The organism is Roseovarius conchicola (assembly GCF_041403425.1).
Taxonomy (GTDB): domain Bacteria; phylum Pseudomonadota; class Alphaproteobacteria; order Rhodobacterales; family Rhodobacteraceae; genus Roseovarius; species Roseovarius conchicola.
Genome location: NZ_JBGEHK010000001.1, coordinates 1018210 through 1036050, shown reverse-complemented (window position 1 = coordinate 1036050; position 17841 = coordinate 1018210). Strand labels below are relative to the sequence as shown.

The 17841-nt window shown below is 53.2% G+C and carries 14 protein-coding genes and 1 tRNA gene; 5 read left to right on the top strand and 10 right to left on the bottom strand.

Annotated features, from left to right (window positions below):
• Positions 1-145: 145 nt before the first annotated feature.
• Positions 146-4591: a hypothetical protein gene (locus V6N02_RS05025; protein ID WP_371224394.1), complete on the bottom strand. Its 4446-nt coding sequence runs from the start codon at positions 4589-4591 to the stop codon at positions 146-148.
• A gap of 220 nt (positions 4592-4811) precedes the next feature.
• Positions 4812-5234, bottom strand: coding sequence for a hypothetical protein (locus V6N02_RS05020; protein WP_371224393.1), 423 nt, complete (start codon positions 5232-5234; stop codon positions 4812-4814).
• A gap of 145 nt (positions 5235-5379) precedes the next feature.
• On the opposite strand from V6N02_RS05020, the gene V6N02_RS05015 reads away from it, so the two are divergent.
• Entirely contained in the window at positions 5380-6057 is a 678-nt protein-coding gene (locus tag V6N02_RS05015) for a hypothetical protein (RefSeq protein ID WP_371224391.1), read from the top strand.
• Between the two features lie 51 nt (positions 6058-6108).
• Here the strand turns inward: V6N02_RS05015 and V6N02_RS05010 are convergent, their stop codons facing one another.
• Positions 6109-6825 (bottom strand): endonuclease NucS domain-containing protein, encoded by a 717-nt coding sequence (locus V6N02_RS05010; RefSeq protein WP_371224390.1) that lies wholly within the window; start codon positions 6823-6825, stop codon positions 6109-6111.
• 412 nt (positions 6826-7237) lie between these two features.
• Positions 7238-8662 carry a primase-helicase family protein gene (locus tag V6N02_RS05005; RefSeq protein WP_371224389.1) on the bottom strand — a complete coding sequence of 475 codons (1425 nt, stop codon included), beginning with the start codon at positions 8660-8662 and terminating at the stop codon, positions 7238-7240.
• On the opposite strand from V6N02_RS05005, the gene V6N02_RS05000 reads away from it, so the two are divergent.
• A protein-coding gene (locus tag V6N02_RS05000) for an IS3 family transposase (RefSeq protein WP_371224388.1) occupies positions 8594-9936 on the top strand; the annotation gives its coding sequence in 2 pieces (ribosomal slippage) (positions 8594-8921 and positions 8921-9936; 1344 coding nt in all). The genes V6N02_RS05005 and V6N02_RS05000 overlap by 69 nt on opposite strands.
• Before the next feature lie 30 nt (positions 9937-9966).
• Here V6N02_RS05000 and V6N02_RS04995 read toward each other — a convergent pair.
• Positions 9967-10785 (bottom strand): tyrosine-type recombinase/integrase, encoded by an 819-nt coding sequence (locus tag V6N02_RS04995; protein WP_371224387.1) that lies wholly within the window; start codon positions 10783-10785, stop codon positions 9967-9969.
• 333 nt (positions 10786-11118) lie between these two features.
• On the opposite strand from V6N02_RS04995, the gene V6N02_RS04990 reads away from it, so the two are divergent.
• Positions 11119-11206 (top strand) — tRNA-Thr (locus V6N02_RS04990).
• A gap of 71 nt (positions 11207-11277) precedes the next feature.
• On the opposite strand, the gene V6N02_RS04985 is transcribed toward V6N02_RS04990, so the two are convergent.
• From V6N02_RS04985 to V6N02_RS04975, 3 genes are all read right to left on the bottom strand, one after another.
• Complete coding sequence (locus tag V6N02_RS04985; protein WP_371224386.1) at positions 11278-13329, bottom strand: putative bifunctional diguanylate cyclase/phosphodiesterase; 2052 nt, start codon at positions 13327-13329, stop codon at positions 11278-11280.
• A 23-nt stretch (positions 13330-13352) separates the two neighbouring features.
• Positions 13353-13985 (bottom strand): glutathione S-transferase family protein, encoded by a 633-nt coding sequence (locus V6N02_RS04980; protein ID WP_371224385.1) that lies wholly within the window; start codon positions 13983-13985, stop codon positions 13353-13355.
• Between the two features lie 107 nt (positions 13986-14092).
• Positions 14093-14323, bottom strand: a complete 231-nt coding sequence (locus V6N02_RS04975; protein ID WP_371224384.1) for a hypothetical protein — start codon at positions 14321-14323, stop codon at positions 14093-14095.
• A 79-nt stretch (positions 14324-14402) separates the two neighbouring features.
• On the opposite strand from V6N02_RS04975, the gene V6N02_RS04970 reads away from it, so the two are divergent.
• Together V6N02_RS04970 and V6N02_RS04965 are read left to right on the top strand one after the other, a co-directional pair.
• Positions 14403-16127 carry an adenosylcobalamin-dependent ribonucleoside-diphosphate reductase gene (locus V6N02_RS04970; RefSeq protein ID WP_371224383.1) on the top strand — a complete coding sequence of 575 codons (1725 nt, stop codon included), beginning with the start codon at positions 14403-14405 and terminating at the stop codon, positions 16125-16127.
• A gap of 103 nt (positions 16128-16230) precedes the next feature.
• Complete coding sequence (locus V6N02_RS04965; protein WP_371224382.1) at positions 16231-16416, top strand: DUF1653 domain-containing protein; 186 nt, start codon at positions 16231-16233, stop codon at positions 16414-16416.
• 21 nt (positions 16417-16437) lie between these two features.
• Here V6N02_RS04965 and V6N02_RS04960 read toward each other — a convergent pair whose 3' ends face one another.
• Together V6N02_RS04960 and V6N02_RS04955 are read right to left on the bottom strand one after the other, a co-directional pair.
• Positions 16438-16863, bottom strand: a complete 426-nt coding sequence (locus V6N02_RS04960) for a VOC family protein (protein WP_371224381.1) — start codon at positions 16861-16863, stop codon at positions 16438-16440.
• 72 nt (positions 16864-16935) lie between these two features.
• Positions 16936-17808 (bottom strand): helix-turn-helix domain-containing protein, encoded by an 873-nt coding sequence (locus V6N02_RS04955; protein WP_371224380.1) that lies wholly within the window; start codon positions 17806-17808, stop codon positions 16936-16938.
• Between the last annotated feature and the right edge of the window lie 33 nt (positions 17809-17841).

The following is a 17841-nucleotide window of genomic DNA, read 5'->3' as shown; positions in this document are numbered from 1 at the left end:
GCAGTCGGCACAAAATGTGACGAATGAAGATGTATAAGAAGCTCAGAGTTCTCGTATTCTTATATCAAGGCGTTGCTTTTAAATGTTATTATAGCGCTCACGTATGTGGAGTCTTTGTAACTACTGCCCGATTGCAGGTTTGCACTCAAGAATAGTCAACGCCCTTTACAGCTAAATGTAGTTCTGGGCGCGCCGTCATTATCTGCCTCGCTATAGAGTTCAAATGGCTGACCACCTCCGGAAGAGACATCCATGCATTGGTGTCAGGATGTCGCCAACGCTTACCATTAGCTTGGCAAATAAGTAGGCAACCGGTTCGACACATTTCGTGCTGTAAGTATTGGCCAACCAATTGATTGACAAGCGCCTCCTCCAACTGTCGTACGCTCCAAGTTTCTCGTTTCAACTCCACGGTGGCATAGCCTTGCATAGCGTGAGGGTGGAAGCGGATATCCGTACGGTTTTCGTCAATCACGACAGCCTCTTGCGTAAAATCGAAGACACCTCGATCTCGACCGCGCAACCAGTTTGCGATGAATCTGCGTAAATCGGTTTCCTGATCCAAGCGACGCAGAGCTTCGATAGGCGTATCGTCAGCATGCAGGACATCGTGTTCAAACGAGTCAAGTCTCGTCATCATGGCTGTCAGCAGTGATCTATTGTCGAACGGAATAAAAGCGCCCTCCCGATCCATTGCTTGAAAGGCGGTTAGCGGATGCGGGGTCACATCACTCATCTGAGCTGCGATTTCATAGGCCATCTGACGCAGTCTATCTGGCATATGCGCAAATTCGGGTTGTTCGGCCAATTCATGAATGACAGCCAAAGTTTCCGGCAACTTCGTATTCAGGAGAGACTCAAGCAGAAACGATCTTGCGTCTTGTGCATTGTCACGCAAATCCGGCGTGTATGTACCTTCATGCTCGACATCATCTTCTCGACGAACAGCTTGGTAAACACGCAATACTAGATTTCTCAAAAGTGGCACACGGCGCTCTTCGGGAATTTTGGCCAAGTCTGGCACCCGTCGAGTGTGCCTATCACCAAACACGTTAGCAAATGCATTGATTGCATTCTCACGTTTTTCGGCAGTGTCCAAATTCTCTGTTTCAAGTAAGAGGCGTTGGCACCCGGTTTCAGGATCCAGCATTGCAAGGAGCGACAGCACAAAATCAGCAGGTAGAATTGCATCTTGTTCGAGTTGTTGCTCGAGAGAACTGACGGCCAAGGCGTAAGTATCGGGGTTCCCATCTTCTGCGATTATGCGAACTGCATACTCCAGAGCATTCTTTGCACCATCTTGCTCCGCTGAAACGAAATCCGCTACGTGAGGCGCTACCCGGAACGCCAAGGCGGCCTTCATATTTCCAGTTCCGCTATACAGGACATCATGGAACATTTCTGCCTGACCCACTTCTTCCAGCTGTCCTAATTGAGCAAATGCCTCACCCGCAACCACATCGGCAACAGCTTGCGGATGCGCCTCGTCCAACGTGGCCATGTATCCGCCAAAACCATTCAGTTCGATGCATGCGATCCGCGCAGCTCTAACTGCCTCATCGTAAGAAAGAGATGTTGCCCAACCAATTGTTTCTGCTTCAGATTTCACTGCAGCCAGGGCAAGCAGCCAACTGTGAGGATAGCTATTGCGTTGCTCTAGTACCCGTTCGCTCCGGAGCTGAACGTCTGTTGCCCGCCAGAATACCGACAGTTCGCGACGATAACATTCCAGAAAGTCTTCGCCGAGCGTACGAGCAATCGTTGCACCGTCCCAGTGTCCCCAAGTGCTATCTTTGTCGACAGCCTGGCTTATGACTTTCTTTGCGTCGTACAGAACACCGAGCCGACGCTCACCACCCAAGAGGTAGTCGGGATCATTCAGAACTTCAGACCGCCATTCAAGCCATCCGGCGACACGTTGCGCTTCCTCTGTCTCGCGTTCGGCGTCATGAGCCCGCATTTCAAGATCAAACTCGTCGAGTTCCCTAGGCTGCGGGTTCAATATTCGATGGATGGTTTCAGTCCAATCCTGCCTGTCTTCCACTCGGTTTAGTAACTTCTCGGAAAGAGGTTGGTCTTCCTTAATGTCGAAAAACTGTGTGATTGCATGGAAGGCAACGCCCCTACGGTTTCTGTCAGCGGCTGGCGCAACTGCCTCAAGCAGCCAAGCTTGGTCACTGGTGTCATAACGGAGCGACCGTCTACTATCCGACGTGGCCCTAATAAACCGTGGCCAATCATCTTCATGCCCCTCCATCTCATCCGCTAATTGCAGGCACGCCCAAAAATAAGCCTCCCGAAGTCTGGAGTTCGCGCCAAGTTCTGACCAAACTGCTTTCGATTCTTTCTCCGCAATGATGCTTTCGTGTCGCTCTCCGAAGTGGATGGCGATGGAAAGCGCCCGTGCCCAAGCCGAGGGATCTTCTGTCTGTATTGGGACCGTCGTTTGACAACACGCAATGAGTCCATCCTGATAGTGATCCTTTTCCGCGTGCGCTTGATACATTCGGCAATCGTCTCGGCGCGATGCCCAAATTCCATCGGCTAATCGATCCCGCAGAACGGCTTGTTCTTCTTGGCTGAGTTGGTCGTTTTTGACGGTCTGATAAATTGCATAATTCAAACCATGAACAGAGTTTGGAACGACATCTAAACCATCGATAAGTGTCAAGAACGCCTCTGAGTTTATCAGGTTCGGCACCATTTCTGGTAGAATGTTCCTGATAACCCGCTGTGGTAAGACCCTGTTTGAGACCGCTTCTGCGAGAGTGCGTTTTTGATCCGATGTTCCGGCAACAAGGACACCTCGCGATGCGTAGATTCGATGATACGCGTCTAAGTTTTGATCTAATGCCGCTGTCAGCGCTAAATCTGCACAGTCTGGCATCGGCCCAAGCCAAATCATTTCAAGCAAGAGTTCCATGCTATCATGACCTGTGCAGGCATCCACCCAAAGCTCGCGGACGACCGCACCTAGGCTTGGGTGGGCGACTCGCCGGAGTTCTTGATGCCCAATGCCAGAACGACACCATCCTTTCCCGGAGTATTGAAGAGTATATTCACGCAAAACCTCAGCTCGAATATCCATTGATAGCGCACTTGGTAACCCTTGCTGAAACAGCAATCCCGGCTCTCGTTCCAACAAATCCCTCCGAATATCGGCATGCCAAAGGGCCAACCAAGCAGCTACCGGAGCAATGCTTGGTTTTACAACCGCTTCGCCACCGATTTCGCCAAACAAGAGAGCGAATATGTCGCGTTCGTGCATGCCATCTTCACGCAAACGATGCAGTCGCATTGCTGCTAAGTATTCTTGAGTTGACCGATGGTGGAACCGCACGGAACCGATACCACTCGGGTCGAATAGGGTTTTCCCAATTAGCTCCTTTTGTTGATCAGGCGTCCAGTCCGTCAGGATGTCTCCTACATCCAGCGCGTCAGGACTGTCGCTCTTCTCGACATTTAGTGTACGCCTCTTTAGCAGAAACATGGCTAGAGCAATTCGTTCGGCACCATGCTGGGCTTTCTCAGCACTCAGTGCTCGAGGTTTATTTGGTTGTTCTTCACGTAGTTTTCGCTGAATGCCTAGCTTCAGCTGATCTTCCAATGAACCCAATGGAACTCCGGTAACAAGCTGATCTAAAGCATTAATGATCTCAGCAGGCAGTCGGTAAAGATGCCAAAAATCATGTGCTTCCAAATGGGTGCAAAAAACATCGGCAAAATTCGGAGAGTAGTTTTGAGCGAAATCTCTTACCTCACCTTGGCTAAGAGGTAAAAGCGTGACGATGAACGGCGAGATGTTCTCGTTCTTGTTTTCGGGCTCTGTTTCAGTGCCAACTTTCCCTTGCACTGATCCCGATTTCGAAACCACCTGCAGAAAATAGGCTTCACTACCGTGGTCTTCTTCGTCATTTCGATTTGATCCACGTGAAGAAAAGGCGCGTTTTAGCCCAATAAACAGCCGACCGGCAGTGCGTCTCAAGCTCCCAAATGGGTTAGAGTGGCTGCCATCGCTCTGACCGACCGCCTCCGGGTTGTTTCTTAATTCTGAGGCGGGACTAAACGAATTCCGAGCCACGCAAAACGGCTCTAATTGCTGGCTGTCGATTTGGGACTGCCAATCGGCAGGGCGACAGGAAAGCACCAAATTCATTCGTGCAAAATGCGGTTCACAAGCTGAATGGAGCTTCCTAACGGCCGTACGCAGCGAACCCTCTCTGAGTTTTAGTTCATCCAAGGCATCTAAGAAGAAATAGGCGGTAGCCGTAGGACTTCCCTTCCAAGCCTCGAATGCCACCGCATCTTTCTCAGTCAACGCGTCTTCAAAATTTTCGTCATGCAATAACTCTAGTGGAATGAAAAACGCAAAACTTCCGGACTTGCGCAGTAAATCCACTTGTCTTTCGAACTCGTATGTCTTGCCCGAACGCCCCTCACCCAAGACAACCAAGGGGGTTTGTTCATAGAGGTCAGGCCACTTGTAGACACCATCGGGTTCTGAACCGAAGTAAGATAAATAATCGGGGTCTCTAAGTTCTTGTTTGTCGGCGCGTGCGAACCGGCGTGCGATAGCGACGTTTGACACCATTAAATTGAAACTCCAATATTCGAAGACGCTTCCCAACAAACAAATGGTTGAAGGTAACTAGCTTGTAGAAAAGTATCAGTTTTTTGCTGCAAGTTGAAGCAGGTGATCGATATTTTGGGAGTTCAGCGCGGTTTGATGTTTTCAATATCAGCTGTGCCCGTCAAACAGGGCTTCAGATTGGTCCTAGTCGTTTAACGACAACCGCAATGTGCGGATAAACTCAGTGTCGCGCTTGAAGTTTCAGCGCTGTTTGCGAGCGCAATGCTTCGGCTTCCCAGTCTGTCGTTGATAAGACCGGGACAAGCATTAGGCCGGACACCTGACCCAGTTGTTTGCTGTGAAGGGTTTTCGCCTCGTCTTGAGCAACCATGAGTTTGAACAGCCGGTCGAACGCTTTGGCAGCATGTTCAGACTCGGCCTTCGTAATGTCAGCTTGGGCCATGTACCGCTCGAACGCCCGTTTCAGCTGATCTAGCGTTTCGCATTCGCTGAATTTGACGGGACGAATGCGCTTCGATTTCTCGCCGAACAGAATCCGCGCCGCGTCCGCGTCGCCGCCTTGCGCTCTCAGCGTCAACGCATGGTACACCTTGGCTTCTTCTTCTGGGGTCATTGCAGCCGCCTCCACCGTTTTGAGGGTCATTGTAGGGCAGATACGAACGCCGCGCACTGGGTCGCAATGCGGCCTGATTCACGTTATCGAAACCTCCCAAAGCATCTTATTTTTCATTGGGTTGAGTGCGAAATCCCAATACAATGATGGCAGTTTAAGAATAAGGGGTGAGATCATGATAAACGCGGTGCCTGAGGGGATGGAGTTTGATGAAAAGCAGATGCGGTTTGACCTGAATCACGCAATAAGAAATGATCGCGTTTTCGGCGCTTTTCGCTTGTACGGAAAGCCTGCCGAGGGAGGTTCATTGTTATCCAACCCTCTCTATGGCCGCAAATATTATACCTACCACGATTTCGAGGTGGCATTGGCAGATATGCAAGACAATTGCCTTAAGTGGAGCGAAATCGACCCCGATATCAAAATCAGCCACGCGCTCGTCTATGTGATGGACGGGAGCGGGGGCAAACCCAAGTTTCGCGCTCATCTGTGGAAACCTGACATGGGCAATCGGCTTACCAAAATCGACTACTCACGCATGCACGATGGCGCAAATCCTTACGAGCCGCATGCGCTAGCAGCATTGCTTGAGCGGGACCGCCCTACGAAAGTTTCCACAATTGCCAATGCCGCATACAGAATGATCGGCAACCGAATTTCTAACCTGCATCCCTCAGTCAAGGGTTATGGGAAAGACATCCACTTGTTGATGTTGCAAAAGTCCCTGACAAGACTCATGCATTTAAACCCAATGATCATGTTTGAACGCGGCAAAGACCCACGTGGGTATGACGCAAAAATTGAACATCTTGGTGCATTTGACACTGGCCAAAGTCTTATTTGTCGATTCTAGGGAAACTGTCGTAGGACACTTGCGAATATCGTTGCAGCGGAGCGTTTAGAATTAGTTTGTTGGAATCAGGCTTAGAGGCCAATTCACCTCGTAGGTGGCTATAGATTCATTTTTTGCCAACACCCGAACCGCAGACGGAATCCGTTCTGCCACTAGAACGCCTTTCAATCGACCATGGGCAAACTCGTCGCGTTGGCCAAGTGCCAGCAAGTAGTCAGCCACCTGATGGACGGCAGCTGCGTTCGCTTCGGCTCGCTTTAGTTCGATTATGAGCCAATCACCAGTCTTTCTGTCTCGGGCGAGTATGTCGATACGACGTGAATTCAAACCGCCATCCACAGGGTACTCGTCCTGAACTATATCGTAGCATGCACTCCAAGGCGTTTTTTCCCAATTGGTGAGTATCTCGCGCTGAATCACATACTCTGTCGTGAAACCCTCACTCTCATGCGCTTTGTGATTAAGGGTAAGAACGGAATGGTCGAAGCCTGAAAGCGCCCGAATTGCTGGAACAACATAGTCCCGCGCGACAACCAGATGACCCGCTGTTTTGTTCCGCGCTTCGAATGTGAAAGGAAGGCCTGCCGCAACAAACTGCTCGTGATACTTTCCATTGAAAACTGCGTGCCCAAATTCCCCGCTTTTCTCGCGGAACGTGTCGATGGCCAACGACCATTGCCCATCTGCCGTAGGCGAGAACGCGAGATAGACGACACCCCTCGTGTTAGGCCAGCGGGAGTTTTTACGAGGATGATCGGTACGGATCATGCAATTCAGGCCGCATTCGAACGCGGTTTCAACCAAATTTTCAACGGGTTGAGTTAGGTGCCAGTTTCGGGCGACGTATGCCTCATCTCCCTGTCGCACCAACAGTCCGCCTTCAACGTCCTCAATTGTAATTCCATTTGGGAAATTTCGATGCATCAAAGCGTTATCCTGCGTTTTCTAAGGTCATCTCTACCAATTGAGATGGCCCAATGCCAAACCTAGATTAGATAAATTGCCTTTTCCGATCTTGGCTATGCCAGTACCGGATCGGAAGCAGGCACAGGCTCGGTCAGATCGAAAGACCAACTTGCTTGAACAGCTATACCAAACCGGATTAGGTCCTCAGACTTCCTTCAAGTGTAAATTAAGACCTCCCGGCTCTTGCCACCCCCACCCCCACCTACATAGGGGGTCATTCCAAGGACCAATCTGCGTCGTCAGCGTCACCCCAGTCATGCGCAGCCACATTCATATGCTGGAGGAACGCTGCGCGCGCGGCTTGTAGAGCTGGGATGGTGATCACCCGGTGGGTTTGTGCTGTGTCACCACTGACGGTCATTGTGCGATTGCGGCCCGGTACCAAGGTAATCGATTTCAACACCCTAGCAGGCTGCGGGGCATTTGATCCAACGCGAATGTTAAAATTCCGAAAATGCTCAGCAAGCGCTTTGGTTCGCACCTCCCACGCTCCGCCGACGTTTCGTGAACATGGGGGCAGAACGCCGCTCTCCAGCAAATCACGCAGAACCCGTTCCGGCCCAACCGCAGATTCAAGCTTTTGGTCGTCACGGCCCTGAGTGTGCGGGATGGCACCCGGCTTGAAACCAGAGATATCGGAGGTCTGCAGAACATGCATGAATGCTTCCATCTCATGTGGATATTGCCGCCTGAATTGATCCCAATAGCCCCAGTCATTTGCATGTCGTGGGGACACCACCAAAACGAACATACGGCGGTCATGACGGGCGATATGAGCAACCTGTGACGCGTTGGACGTCATGAACACCCTCGCGCAATTCCGCGCCTCAACGGCGGCAATCCCCTTTGCATTGTAGGTCATGGTCTTGTTGGTGATCAGCGCCTTGACCTTGCTTTCCACAGCGCGGTCATTTGGAGCTACGGCCTCTTCAAAGTGCAGTAGGATTTTCTCTTTGGCGCTGTTGTTGAACTGGCCAACCAGCGTACTGGCATCAGCGGTTGTGGCGCAGTATCGTTCACCTAGCAGTTCTCGTATCAGGTCCATGAACGTGGACTTCCCAGTGCCTTGTTCCTCGCTTTGCAGGATGATTGCCGTTCCCGGCAGCTGCATGGGCTTTTGAATCATGTGTGCGAGATAGTTCAGCAGATACTCCGCAGCCTGTTCGTTGCTGGCGCAAATCACCTCTCGGATCAGATATGAAATTGCAGGCCATTCGCCCATGACAGGCATTGTTGCCCACCCTCTGAACGTGTTGAGAATGCTGCCAGTGTCGGTTGAAATGGTACGGTTCAGAGTGTCATATCGCATTTCTTGTTTGACGTATCGGCGTGCCTTGTCGGATTTGCACCATTCGCCAGCGGCTGGTTTGATGATCGGCACGTTCTTGTCGATATCCCAGCCACAGAACATGTCATCGTAAGATTTCGCTTGGCAGAACTGCGGCATCCTCCAGCTAATTTGTGAACCATTGAAGGGGTCGAACTGTCTGACGTCAGCGCCAATGGGTCCAAATAGCGGTATTTGATAAGGGAGAGTTTCTGGCTCATCGTAACCACTGAGGAGTGGACGATGAGAAAGACAACGAAGAGCCCTGGCGCGAAGATCGTCAAAGACATCAAACGCGCCACGCGCAAGCATTATTCATCCGAAGAGAAGATCCGTATCGTGCTGGACGGCTTGCGTGGCGAGGACAGCATTGCCGAGCTGTGTCGTCGTGAGGGCATATCACAGGGCGTCTATTACAAATGGTCCAAAGACTTCATGGAGGCGGGCAAAAACCGGCTGGCTGGGGACACAGCGCGTGCCGCGAACACTGATGAGGTCAAGGAGCTGCGTCGCGAAGCAAAGGATCTCAAAGAGGTTGTCGCAGAACAGACGCTTGAATTGCGCCTTCTCAAAAAAAGCATGCTGGGCGATGGGGACGACCACGAATGAGGTATGCTGCATCTGAGAAGCTAGAGATCATTCGGTTGGTCGAAGAGAGCCATCTTTCGGCGCGCCGGACATTGGCCAAGCTGGGTATACCCCGCACCACATTCTACCGCTGGTATGATCGGTATCTGCAGCGCGGTGAGGCTGGTTTGCATGATCAATCACCAAAGCCAAATCATGTCTGGAACCGGGTGCCCACTGAAGTGAAGCGCAAGGTTGTGGATCTCGCTCTGAAAGAGACGGAACTGTCGCCGCGCGAGCTGGCCGTCACGTTCACCGATCAAGAGCGCTACTTTGTGTCGGAATCTACGGTGTATCGCACGCTCAAGGCGCATGACCTGATCACCAGCCCTGCCTTCATCGTGTTGAAAGCCGCGAATGAGTTTGAGCATAAGACAACAGCCATCAATCAGCTGTGGCAGACCGACTTCACCTATCTCAAGGTTCTGGGTTGGGGCTGGTTTTATCTCAGCACAATTCTGGGCGATTACAGCCGCTACATCATCTCATGGAAACTCTGCACGAACATGCGGGCTGAGGATGTGACAGACACCCTCGATTTAGCCTTGCAGGCCTCCGGGTGCGATCAAGTTCACGTCGTTCATAAGCCACGTTTGTTGAGCGACAACGGATCCAGCTATGTCTCGGGCGACCTTGCTGATTGGTTGAAAGACAAGGGCATGAAGCACTCTCGCGGGGCACCTTATCACCCGCAAACCCAAGGCAAGATCGAGCGATGGCATCAAACACTGAAGAACCGCATCATGCTCGAAAACTACTTCCTGCCGGGTGATCTTGAAGCCCAGATCGAAGCCTTCGTCGATCACTACAACCACCAGCGCTATCATGAGAGCCTGAACAACGTCACACCCGCCGATGTCTACTTCGGACGTGACAAAGCCATTCTGGAACAACGAGAAAGGATCAAACGGAAGACATTCGAAACGCGACGCTTGCATCACAGCCAGCGCGCAGCATAATCACACAAACCAGATGAGCCGAACACTCACTTAGTTTACGCCGATCTTGGTTCCAAAAACTCTGACGACAGACAATTTGGTACGAACAGCAGGCAGGGTGAAGCGTTGCTTCTCCAGTTCGACCTCCGACCAGCGTAAGTGCGCAATGTCCGAGCGGCGTTGCGCGGTCAGAATGAGCAGGCGAACTATCGGTGTCCACAGGGGGTTGAGGAACTCGGCGGCGTCATAGATGGCGCGGATTTCGTCCAGAGTTAGAACCCTGTCGCGTGGTTTTTCACGTACAGCGTTTGACAAGCCAGCGCCGATGTTTTCATCCGTATATGACCGCTGCCATGCGAACTTTCCGAATGCACTTAATGCCGCTTTGTATCGGTTTGCATGGATTGGGGCATGTGCTGCGGTGGCGTCAATGAAAGCCTGCATATCGCGCCGGGTCAGCTTGGAAATCGGTTTGGTCGAATGGTCAGCCAACGCGGTCTGTAACTGGCGGTAACGCTCAGTGCCGGATTTCAGGTTGTCGAGATGAAGCGTCTTATAGGCGTCCAAAACTGTGGCGACCGTTGTGTTACGGATTTGCTCGGCCTTGCGGTCGACGCCTTCCATGGCCTCTTTCTCAAGCGCGATGGCTTTCTCCCGCGCCTCGGATAGACTGATCGCTGGAAAGCGGCCAAGGGTGTGGCTACGCAGCGGCCCGCCACGAATGCGCTTCTCGAATACCCAAGTCTTGATCCCAGTCGGGGTTACTCGAACGCGAAGACCAACCCGCAGGCTGTCCGATACGTCATATCGCTTGTCCCGCGCCTTGAGCGCTGCAACCGAGCGATCCGTCAATCTGACACGTTCAACCATATCCAAACCCTTTCAAACTGGCCGACCTAATTCTGGTCTGGCCTCTTTATCCGTAGGGCGACGGGGATCTGCGGATCAACAAGAAATAAGATCACTTTTCCCGGTCTGAAATCATCATTTCAAATCAGTATGTTGGGCTTGGTTGGATATTGCCCGGCGCATGGCCGGGCCATTCTCTCAACCCAGATTCGACCAGTTTCTCATTTCATCCTGTCAGACATATGGCAGACAATTTCACAAATCACGCGTCGCATTCGCATGTAACGAATGATAACGCCTCGCAATGTAGCTGGCACTGTTAGACCATTAAAAACAATGGCTTGGATGCAATGCATCGCAATGGGTCGCACACCCTTGCAACACCCTTGCTACTTGATTTGTAATCAGTAGGTCCGCGGTTCGAGTCCGTGTGGGGGCACCACCAAATTGATTTATCATGTCTTAATAGGACTATGTTTCGGTGGTCGATTTCTATCAACCTAAGCACGCAAATCATGTGATTTCGCGCAACTGCTCCATGCTTTTTTCCAACTCGCCGATCGGGGCAGGCCGAGCGATGTAGTACCCTTGGATCTGGTCACATTGATGCCGTTTCAGCCAATCGTACTGCTCTTTCGTTTCGACGCCTTCGGCAACAATCGTAGCGCCGATTTGGCGTCCCAGGGCCAGTATCAAACTGATTATCGGCCCCGATTTTGGAAGCTGCTCTATGAACGACTGGTCAATTTTAAGGCAGTGAAGTGGAATGCGGGAGATATAGGAGAGATTGGAGTAACCTGTTCCGAAATCATCTATCGCGATCCGATATCCCATATCGGTTATGGCCTTCAGTTTTGAGGTAATCCCCTCAAGATCACCGATCAAAACCGTTTCCGTGACCTCAAGTTCAATTTTCCCGGTTGGGAAACCGGGGGCGTTTGAAAAGGACTTCAACGTTTCCATCAAGCGTGCATCGCTGAACTGACGAGGCGAGATGTTAAGAGAGAGCTGCATCTCCAGCCCGGATTCGTGCCATTTCATGGCTTGCGCGAACCCCATTTCAAGAACCTGTTGACCCAGACTCTCGATCAAGCCGGTTTCTTCACAGACCGGGATGAACCTGTCTGGCGCAATGATGCCATGTTTCGGATGATCCCAGCGAACCAGACCTTCCATCGAAACCACGTCGCCCGAATGCAGATCGACCTTGGGTTGGTAGTGCAGAATGAATTCACGCCGCGTCAGGGCGTCTTGTATCTCGGTTTCAAGGCAGGCACGGCTTTGGGCGGCTTTGCCCATCTCTGAATCGTAAAATGTGCACCGGTTACGTCCCTCGCGCTTTGAATGGTATAGTGCGATATCGGCCTGACGAAGAACCGTCTCGAAATCGGTTTTGCCCGGTTCAAAGCTGGCAACCCCCATGCTGACATTGACCTGGACGTTGGTCGAGCCGCAATGGACAGCGCCGGATAACCTGTCAAATACGCTATTGGCCTTCTGGATTGCGCTGTTCTGCCCGGCATCTTCTTTCAGAAGGATAACAAATTCATCCCCCCCCAAACGTGCGACATAGTTGTCGGGGCCGGTTGCTGTTTGCGCTCGCAAGGCCAGTTCTTGCAGCACTTTGTCGCCTGCTTCATGCCCAAACGTATCATTGACTTGTTTGAACCGATCCACATCGAAGTAGAGCAGTGAGTGGCGCACCGATCCGTAATTGGCGAGTTCCTCGATATGCCTTTGCATGAAGGCCCGGTTGTAGCATTTCGTCAGTTGGTCGCGATCCGCGAGGTAGCGCGCCTGATCCCGCGCGATCTTGAGTTCACTGACATCAATTGCGGTCAACAGAACTGCGGGTTGGCCGGTTACGGCGTCACTGCAATACTTTGCCGAAAGATCGAACCAATGCGCATCTGATGCGGTGTTGATCTGTGTCACCAAGCGGTGTTCACCGGCGCGATCCAGCTCGAACATTGTCACGTGGTAGTCGGAAGAGTTGGCAAAAAGCGTCGAGAAGCACTTGGACGGGTCCGCCAGAATGTTGCGGGCTGCGGGGTTCATGTAAAGCGCGGGACCATCCAGAGCGTATAGTGCGATCATCACGTCAGTATGCAGCAAAGCCTCGGCGCTTCTCAGGTTCTCCGGCTCTTTGCCTATTGTCGCCAACACCTCGCATTGCATGCCCATGCGCCCGTCCAAAAGGCGAAACCCCCGGAATTCGACTGTCGAGCTGACCGGCACATCATTGGGATAGAGTGTCCACATCTCGCGGAACGAGGCCCGCCGCTTGATGAAGTCTGACTGATATTGCTTCAGCCGTTTCCCCACCGTGGGCGACATGTCGCTGGCCATGTCCCGCGCGCGCAGTTCTTCTTCATCTTTAGCCTGCCACATTTTGCAGGCTTCTGCGTTTGCATAGACCACGCGACCTCGGTCGATGTCGAAGACCCAGACAGGAGTCGAAAGCCCGCGTGCTGCGGCAAACGGATCAACACCAGGACCTGCGCCGCTGTCCACCTGCTCGGAGGCAACAACGTCCGGGTCGGGGGTCTTGTTTCTGGCGTGCATGTATGAACTCCCCGCCCGCCGAGTTACGCTGCTTTACTCGTCTCTGAGCCGAGCTTGGAAAGTGGCAGGAACCCCTTGGTCTTGCGCACGTCATCAATCCAGCGCGCAATGGCAGGGTAGTCCGCCAGGGACAGGCCCGCTTCCTCCAGAACGTGGACATAGCCGAATACTGCGATGTCACCGATCGAGTATCCCGACGACACGATGAACTTGCAGTCTTGGAAATGGGCGTTCAAACGTTCAAGGCCGGGCTTGGCAGCCTCTTTCCAGGTCGCGATATCCGCCGCGCGGTTCTGTTTTTCCTGCGGCAGGATGGCGGCGAAAAACCGGGCCGGAGAAATGAATGGTTCCAGTTTTGATTGCTCGAAGAACATCCATTGCAAGACCTGCGCACGCTCTGTTTTATCGGCAGGCATCAGGTAGGTACCTTCGGCCAGGTACCAAAGCATCGCGTTGCTTTCCCCGATATACCGTCCATCCTCAGTCACCATGAAGGGCACAACGCCATTCGGGTTGATGTCGGTATACCAGTCGGACCGCTGTTCACCGGCCAGTACGTCAACCAGTTGTAGGTCGAACGGTATCTGGAGTTGGTGAAGCGCAAGCCACGGCTTGAAACAATTGCCGGAACCAAGGCAGGCGAAAAGTTTGATCATGAGAATACCCTTTGGTCATGTGTCATCGACGGTCACTCTATTTAGAAAGGGTAAAACGGCGCTGAATCTGCGTGCTTTCCGAAACAGGAAGATCCGGACAATTCTTCCTAAATAGTCAAAAAGACGGGCCCGAAGTCCGGTGCTTTGCAGCGCGCAGAAAGCAGCGCCTTCATGGGACTGCCGAAGAGGAACGGGAGTGTCGTGCCGAAATCGGGCAGGGCGGCGGCACTCAAATTGACCAAGGTTGCAAGCTGATCTGCGGCGCTGAGCGCCGTGGTAGATGCCGCATGCCAAAGACGTCGGGGCCGCAAGGGCGACCACCTATCGTCGTTAACCATATCTTCAAATTCCTATGCGTTGTTAACACATTGAATCAAATCTTAGGTTAGTCGTTTTTTGAATGACGGAGGTCGGAAAATGCAACTGGAAACACGCCCTTACCTGAAAGATACCACCGTCGAGAACCCCGTGGCGCGACGTATCTGGCGTTCAAAATATCAATACCGGTCCAAGGGGCGGATCATCGATCAACACGTGGCGCACACATGGAAACGTGTCGCGCAGGGTCTCGCCGCCGCCGAGACACCGGACAAGCGCGCGGCAATCGAAGCACAGTTCTATGATGCGATGTCCAGCTATCGGCTTTTGCCGGGAGGTCGGATTTTGTCGGGCTGCGGGACGGCGCGTCATGTGACGCTTTCGAACACCTTTGTCATGCGCACAATTCCGGATTCCGTCGAGGGGATTATGGATACGGCCAAACAGGCCGCCCTGACCATGAAGATGGGCGGCGGGATCGGGTTTGACTTTTCGACCGTGCGCCCGAAAGGCGGCTATGTCAAAGGGCTGGATTGTGCCGCGGCAGGCCCGTTGGCCGCGATGGAAATCTGCGACGCGGTTTGCAAAATGGTTCTTTCGGGCATGGGGCGCGGTGCCATGATGGCCACCCTGCGCTGTGATCACCCGGATATCGAAGCCTTTATCACCGCCAAGGAAGACTCGACGAGATTGCGGAACTTCAACGTATCCGTTTTGGTCACCGACCCCTTCATGGAGGCAGTGCACAAGGATGAAGATTGGGATCTGATCTGGAATGGCTGGTGCGTGCGCACAGTGAAGGCGCGGGAGCTGTGGCAAATGATCCTGCGCAAGAGCTATGAATCCGCAGAGCCGGGCGTTCTGTTCATTGATCGCATCAACGCCCTCAATCCTCTCAATTACCTCGAAGAGATCTCCTCGACGAATTCCTGTGCCGAACAACCCTTGCCACCAAATGGCACCTGTCCCCTGGCCTCGATCAACCTTGCCCGGCTGGTCCATGCGCCTTTTCAGCCCGCTGCAGCACTGGATTTGGATGAGCTCAGGCGTTTGGCCGCAATTGCCGTGCGCATGTTGGACAACGCGATTGATATCTCGGAATTTGCAGTCCACGAACAGGAACAGGAAGCGAAAGGCAAACGGCGCATCGGGGTCGGGGTGACGGGTCTTGCCGATGCTTTGATCATGCTTGGGGTGCGTTACGGATCCGATGAGGCCGCCAAACATGTCTCGCGCTGGATGCGAACGCTTCAGAATGCTGCTTACCTGGCCTCTGCGAACCTGGCTGCCGAGCGCGGGGCCTTCCCGCTCTATGATCGCACACGCCATCAGAAACACGCGACCATTCAGAAGCTTGACCCTGAGGTGCGTCAGGCGATCATGCGGCATGGTTTACGTAACGGGTTGCTGACCACCGTTGCGCCGACCGGGACAACGTCGATGTATGCCGGAAATGTCTCGTCCGGGATCGAACCTGTCTTTGCGATCTCTTACAAAAGGGCATTCACCAAGGCGGACGGGTCCAAGACGATCCAGAATGTCGAGGATTACGCCGTGTGGCTTTACCGGCAGCTCTTTGGGCCGGATGCCGACCTGCCTGACGCGATGGTCACGGCGATGGAGCTTGACCCGCACGAGCATGTCGCAATGCAAGCCGCTGCGCAGGCCTGGGTTGACAGCGCCATCTCGAAAACGGTGAACTGCCCGGAAGACATTACGTTCGAGCAATTCGAACACGTTTATATGAAAGCCTATGAGAGCGGCTGCAAAGGATGCACAACGTTTCGCCCCAACCCGATAACCGGATCCATATTATCGGTCTGAGCAAATGACACGTCTGTTAAAGTCGATATCCGCGCGGCTGCTTGGAAACCTCTTACCCCACTCAGACCCAGAGACATCCGACAAACCCGCAAACAGGTTTCCCGTGGGCGATCCGCATGCGGCATGGGCACCCACGCACAGGCACAAGAAGGGCAGTCTCTACCGTGTTCTCTCGGAAGGCATCTGCGAAGCCACGCGAAACCCGGTGGTGATCTACGACGATGTCGAGGGGGTTGTTTGGGTTCGCTCTGCCGAGGAGTTCCGGGATGGGCGGTTCAAAGAGGTTTAGCGGCTGTTTCCACAGCCAAGCCTACTTTAAATCAGCAACCTGCTGGTGAACTTCAATGACGTTGCCTTCTGGATCATGGAAAAACACCTGGTGCCATTCCTTGGCAAAGGCTGTGCCGTAGTCGGAATATGGAATGCCCTGTTCGTCAAGCAGCTTCAGAAACGCGTCGAGATCGTCGGTCCGAAAGGCAATATGTCCGCGCTCAACCGGATTGATGACCTGAGCGTTCTTGAAAGCGACATCAAAAGCGCGCTCGGCCAAGTGCATTTGCATGGCACCGTCCGTGGCAAACCGGATTTTGCCGTCAAAGCCCTTTCCCTCGCGCGCTTCGGTGCGCGGAAACTCCTGTTGTGGCATGTCATCCAGCCCCAACACCCTGGTGTAGAAATCATGCATGCGGTCCACATCGTCGGACACGAAGTTGATGTGATGAAATTCCAGTTTCATTTGCTGCTTTGCCTTTCAAAAATCCGTCTCATCAGATACGTTTTTGTTGCCTTTAAAAGGACCCAAGGCAATCTAGCTTGAGTCGTCTGAAACCTCGGCCCACAAGGTCCGGATGTGATCGGGCAGGGCGCGCGCCGAGACATGCGCCTCGCGCACCAGATAGTCGAAATGGCCGGTCAGGGCCTGCACCCGCTCCGTATCACGAAACGCCATGTAATTGCGCCCGATATAGAGCACGCCAAGAAGGGGACCAAAGATCGTGACCGGGGCCGAGAAGATCGCGCGTGCGTCATACAGGTACAGGCGCAAACGGGGGTAAAGCTGCTCGGTCAGGGACAGCAATTGCCCGACCTGTTCAGCGCGCACATCATAGGGAAGACCCGAGTAATAGCCTTCACCGCGCACGAACGAGAAAATCTCGAAAAGGGGCAGGGCGATCTCGTAATCTGACTGGGTGTTGCGCATCCAGGCCAGCCGATCCTCGGAGGCCCCGATTGCCTGGTCAATCGAGCGGCCCAGATGCGGTGCATATTCCCATTTCAACATGGCGCGTGTTTTCAGCATGTCGGGCAGCCCGGCAGGCACATGGCGGATCTTGTAGCCAGCTGCCTCTTTGTGCCACTGGAAGATTTGTTCATCCACCAGGGCGCGGGGGGCCTGGGTCAGCGACAGGGAGTTGGCCAGAATATCGGCCGCGGTTTCGGGTCGGTCGGTGAGGCCCAAAAGCCAATCGGCCGACACCCCAAGGCTGGCGGCGCATTCGCCCACGACCTGTGCATTGGGCAGGCGCGCGGTGTCGCCTTTCAGCAATTGTGAAATGGTCGACCGATCCACCCCCACGGACCGGGCCAGCGCGCTCTGGCTGGTGCCCCGGTCACGCATTGCTTCGCCCAGACGGGTGCGAAACAAGTGTGATCGGTCGCGTTTGTCGGTTTTATCCATCATATGTTGAATTAAATCACATATGCAGAAGAATGT

Coding starts and splice junctions, on each gene's coding strand:
- V6N02_RS05025 (WP_371224394.1), bottom strand. CDS start 4,591: ATGGTGTCAAACGTCGCTATCGCACGCCGGTTCGCACGCGCCGACAAA.
- V6N02_RS05020 (WP_371224393.1), bottom strand. CDS start 5,234: ATGACCCTCAAAACGGTGGAGGCGGCTGCAATGACCCCAGAAGAAGAA.
- V6N02_RS05015 (WP_371224391.1), top strand. CDS start 5,380: ATGATAAACGCGGTGCCTGAGGGGATGGAGTTTGATGAAAAGCAGATG.
- V6N02_RS05010 (WP_371224390.1), bottom strand. CDS start 6,825: ATGATCCGTACCGATCATCCTCGTAAAAACTCCCGCTGGCCTAACACG.
- V6N02_RS05005 (WP_371224389.1), bottom strand. CDS start 8,662: ATGCTTGCGCGTGGCGCGTTTGATGTCTTTGACGATCTTCGCGCCAGG.
- V6N02_RS04995 (WP_371224387.1), bottom strand. CDS start 10,785: ATGGTTGAACGTGTCAGATTGACGGATCGCTCGGTTGCAGCGCTCAAG.
- V6N02_RS04985 (WP_371224386.1), bottom strand. CDS start 13,329: ATGCACGCCAGAAACAAGACCCCCGACCCGGACGTTGTTGCCTCCGAG.
- V6N02_RS04980 (WP_371224385.1), bottom strand. CDS start 13,985: ATGATCAAACTTTTCGCCTGCCTTGGTTCCGGCAATTGTTTCAAGCCG.
- V6N02_RS04975 (WP_371224384.1), bottom strand. CDS start 14,323: ATGGTTAACGACGATAGGTGGTCGCCCTTGCGGCCCCGACGTCTTTGG.
- V6N02_RS04970 (WP_371224383.1), top strand. CDS start 14,403: ATGCAACTGGAAACACGCCCTTACCTGAAAGATACCACCGTCGAGAAC.
- V6N02_RS04960 (WP_371224381.1), bottom strand. CDS start 16,863: ATGAAACTGGAATTTCATCACATCAACTTCGTGTCCGACGATGTGGAC.
- V6N02_RS04955 (WP_371224380.1), bottom strand. CDS start 17,808: ATGATGGATAAAACCGACAAACGCGACCGATCACACTTGTTTCGCACC.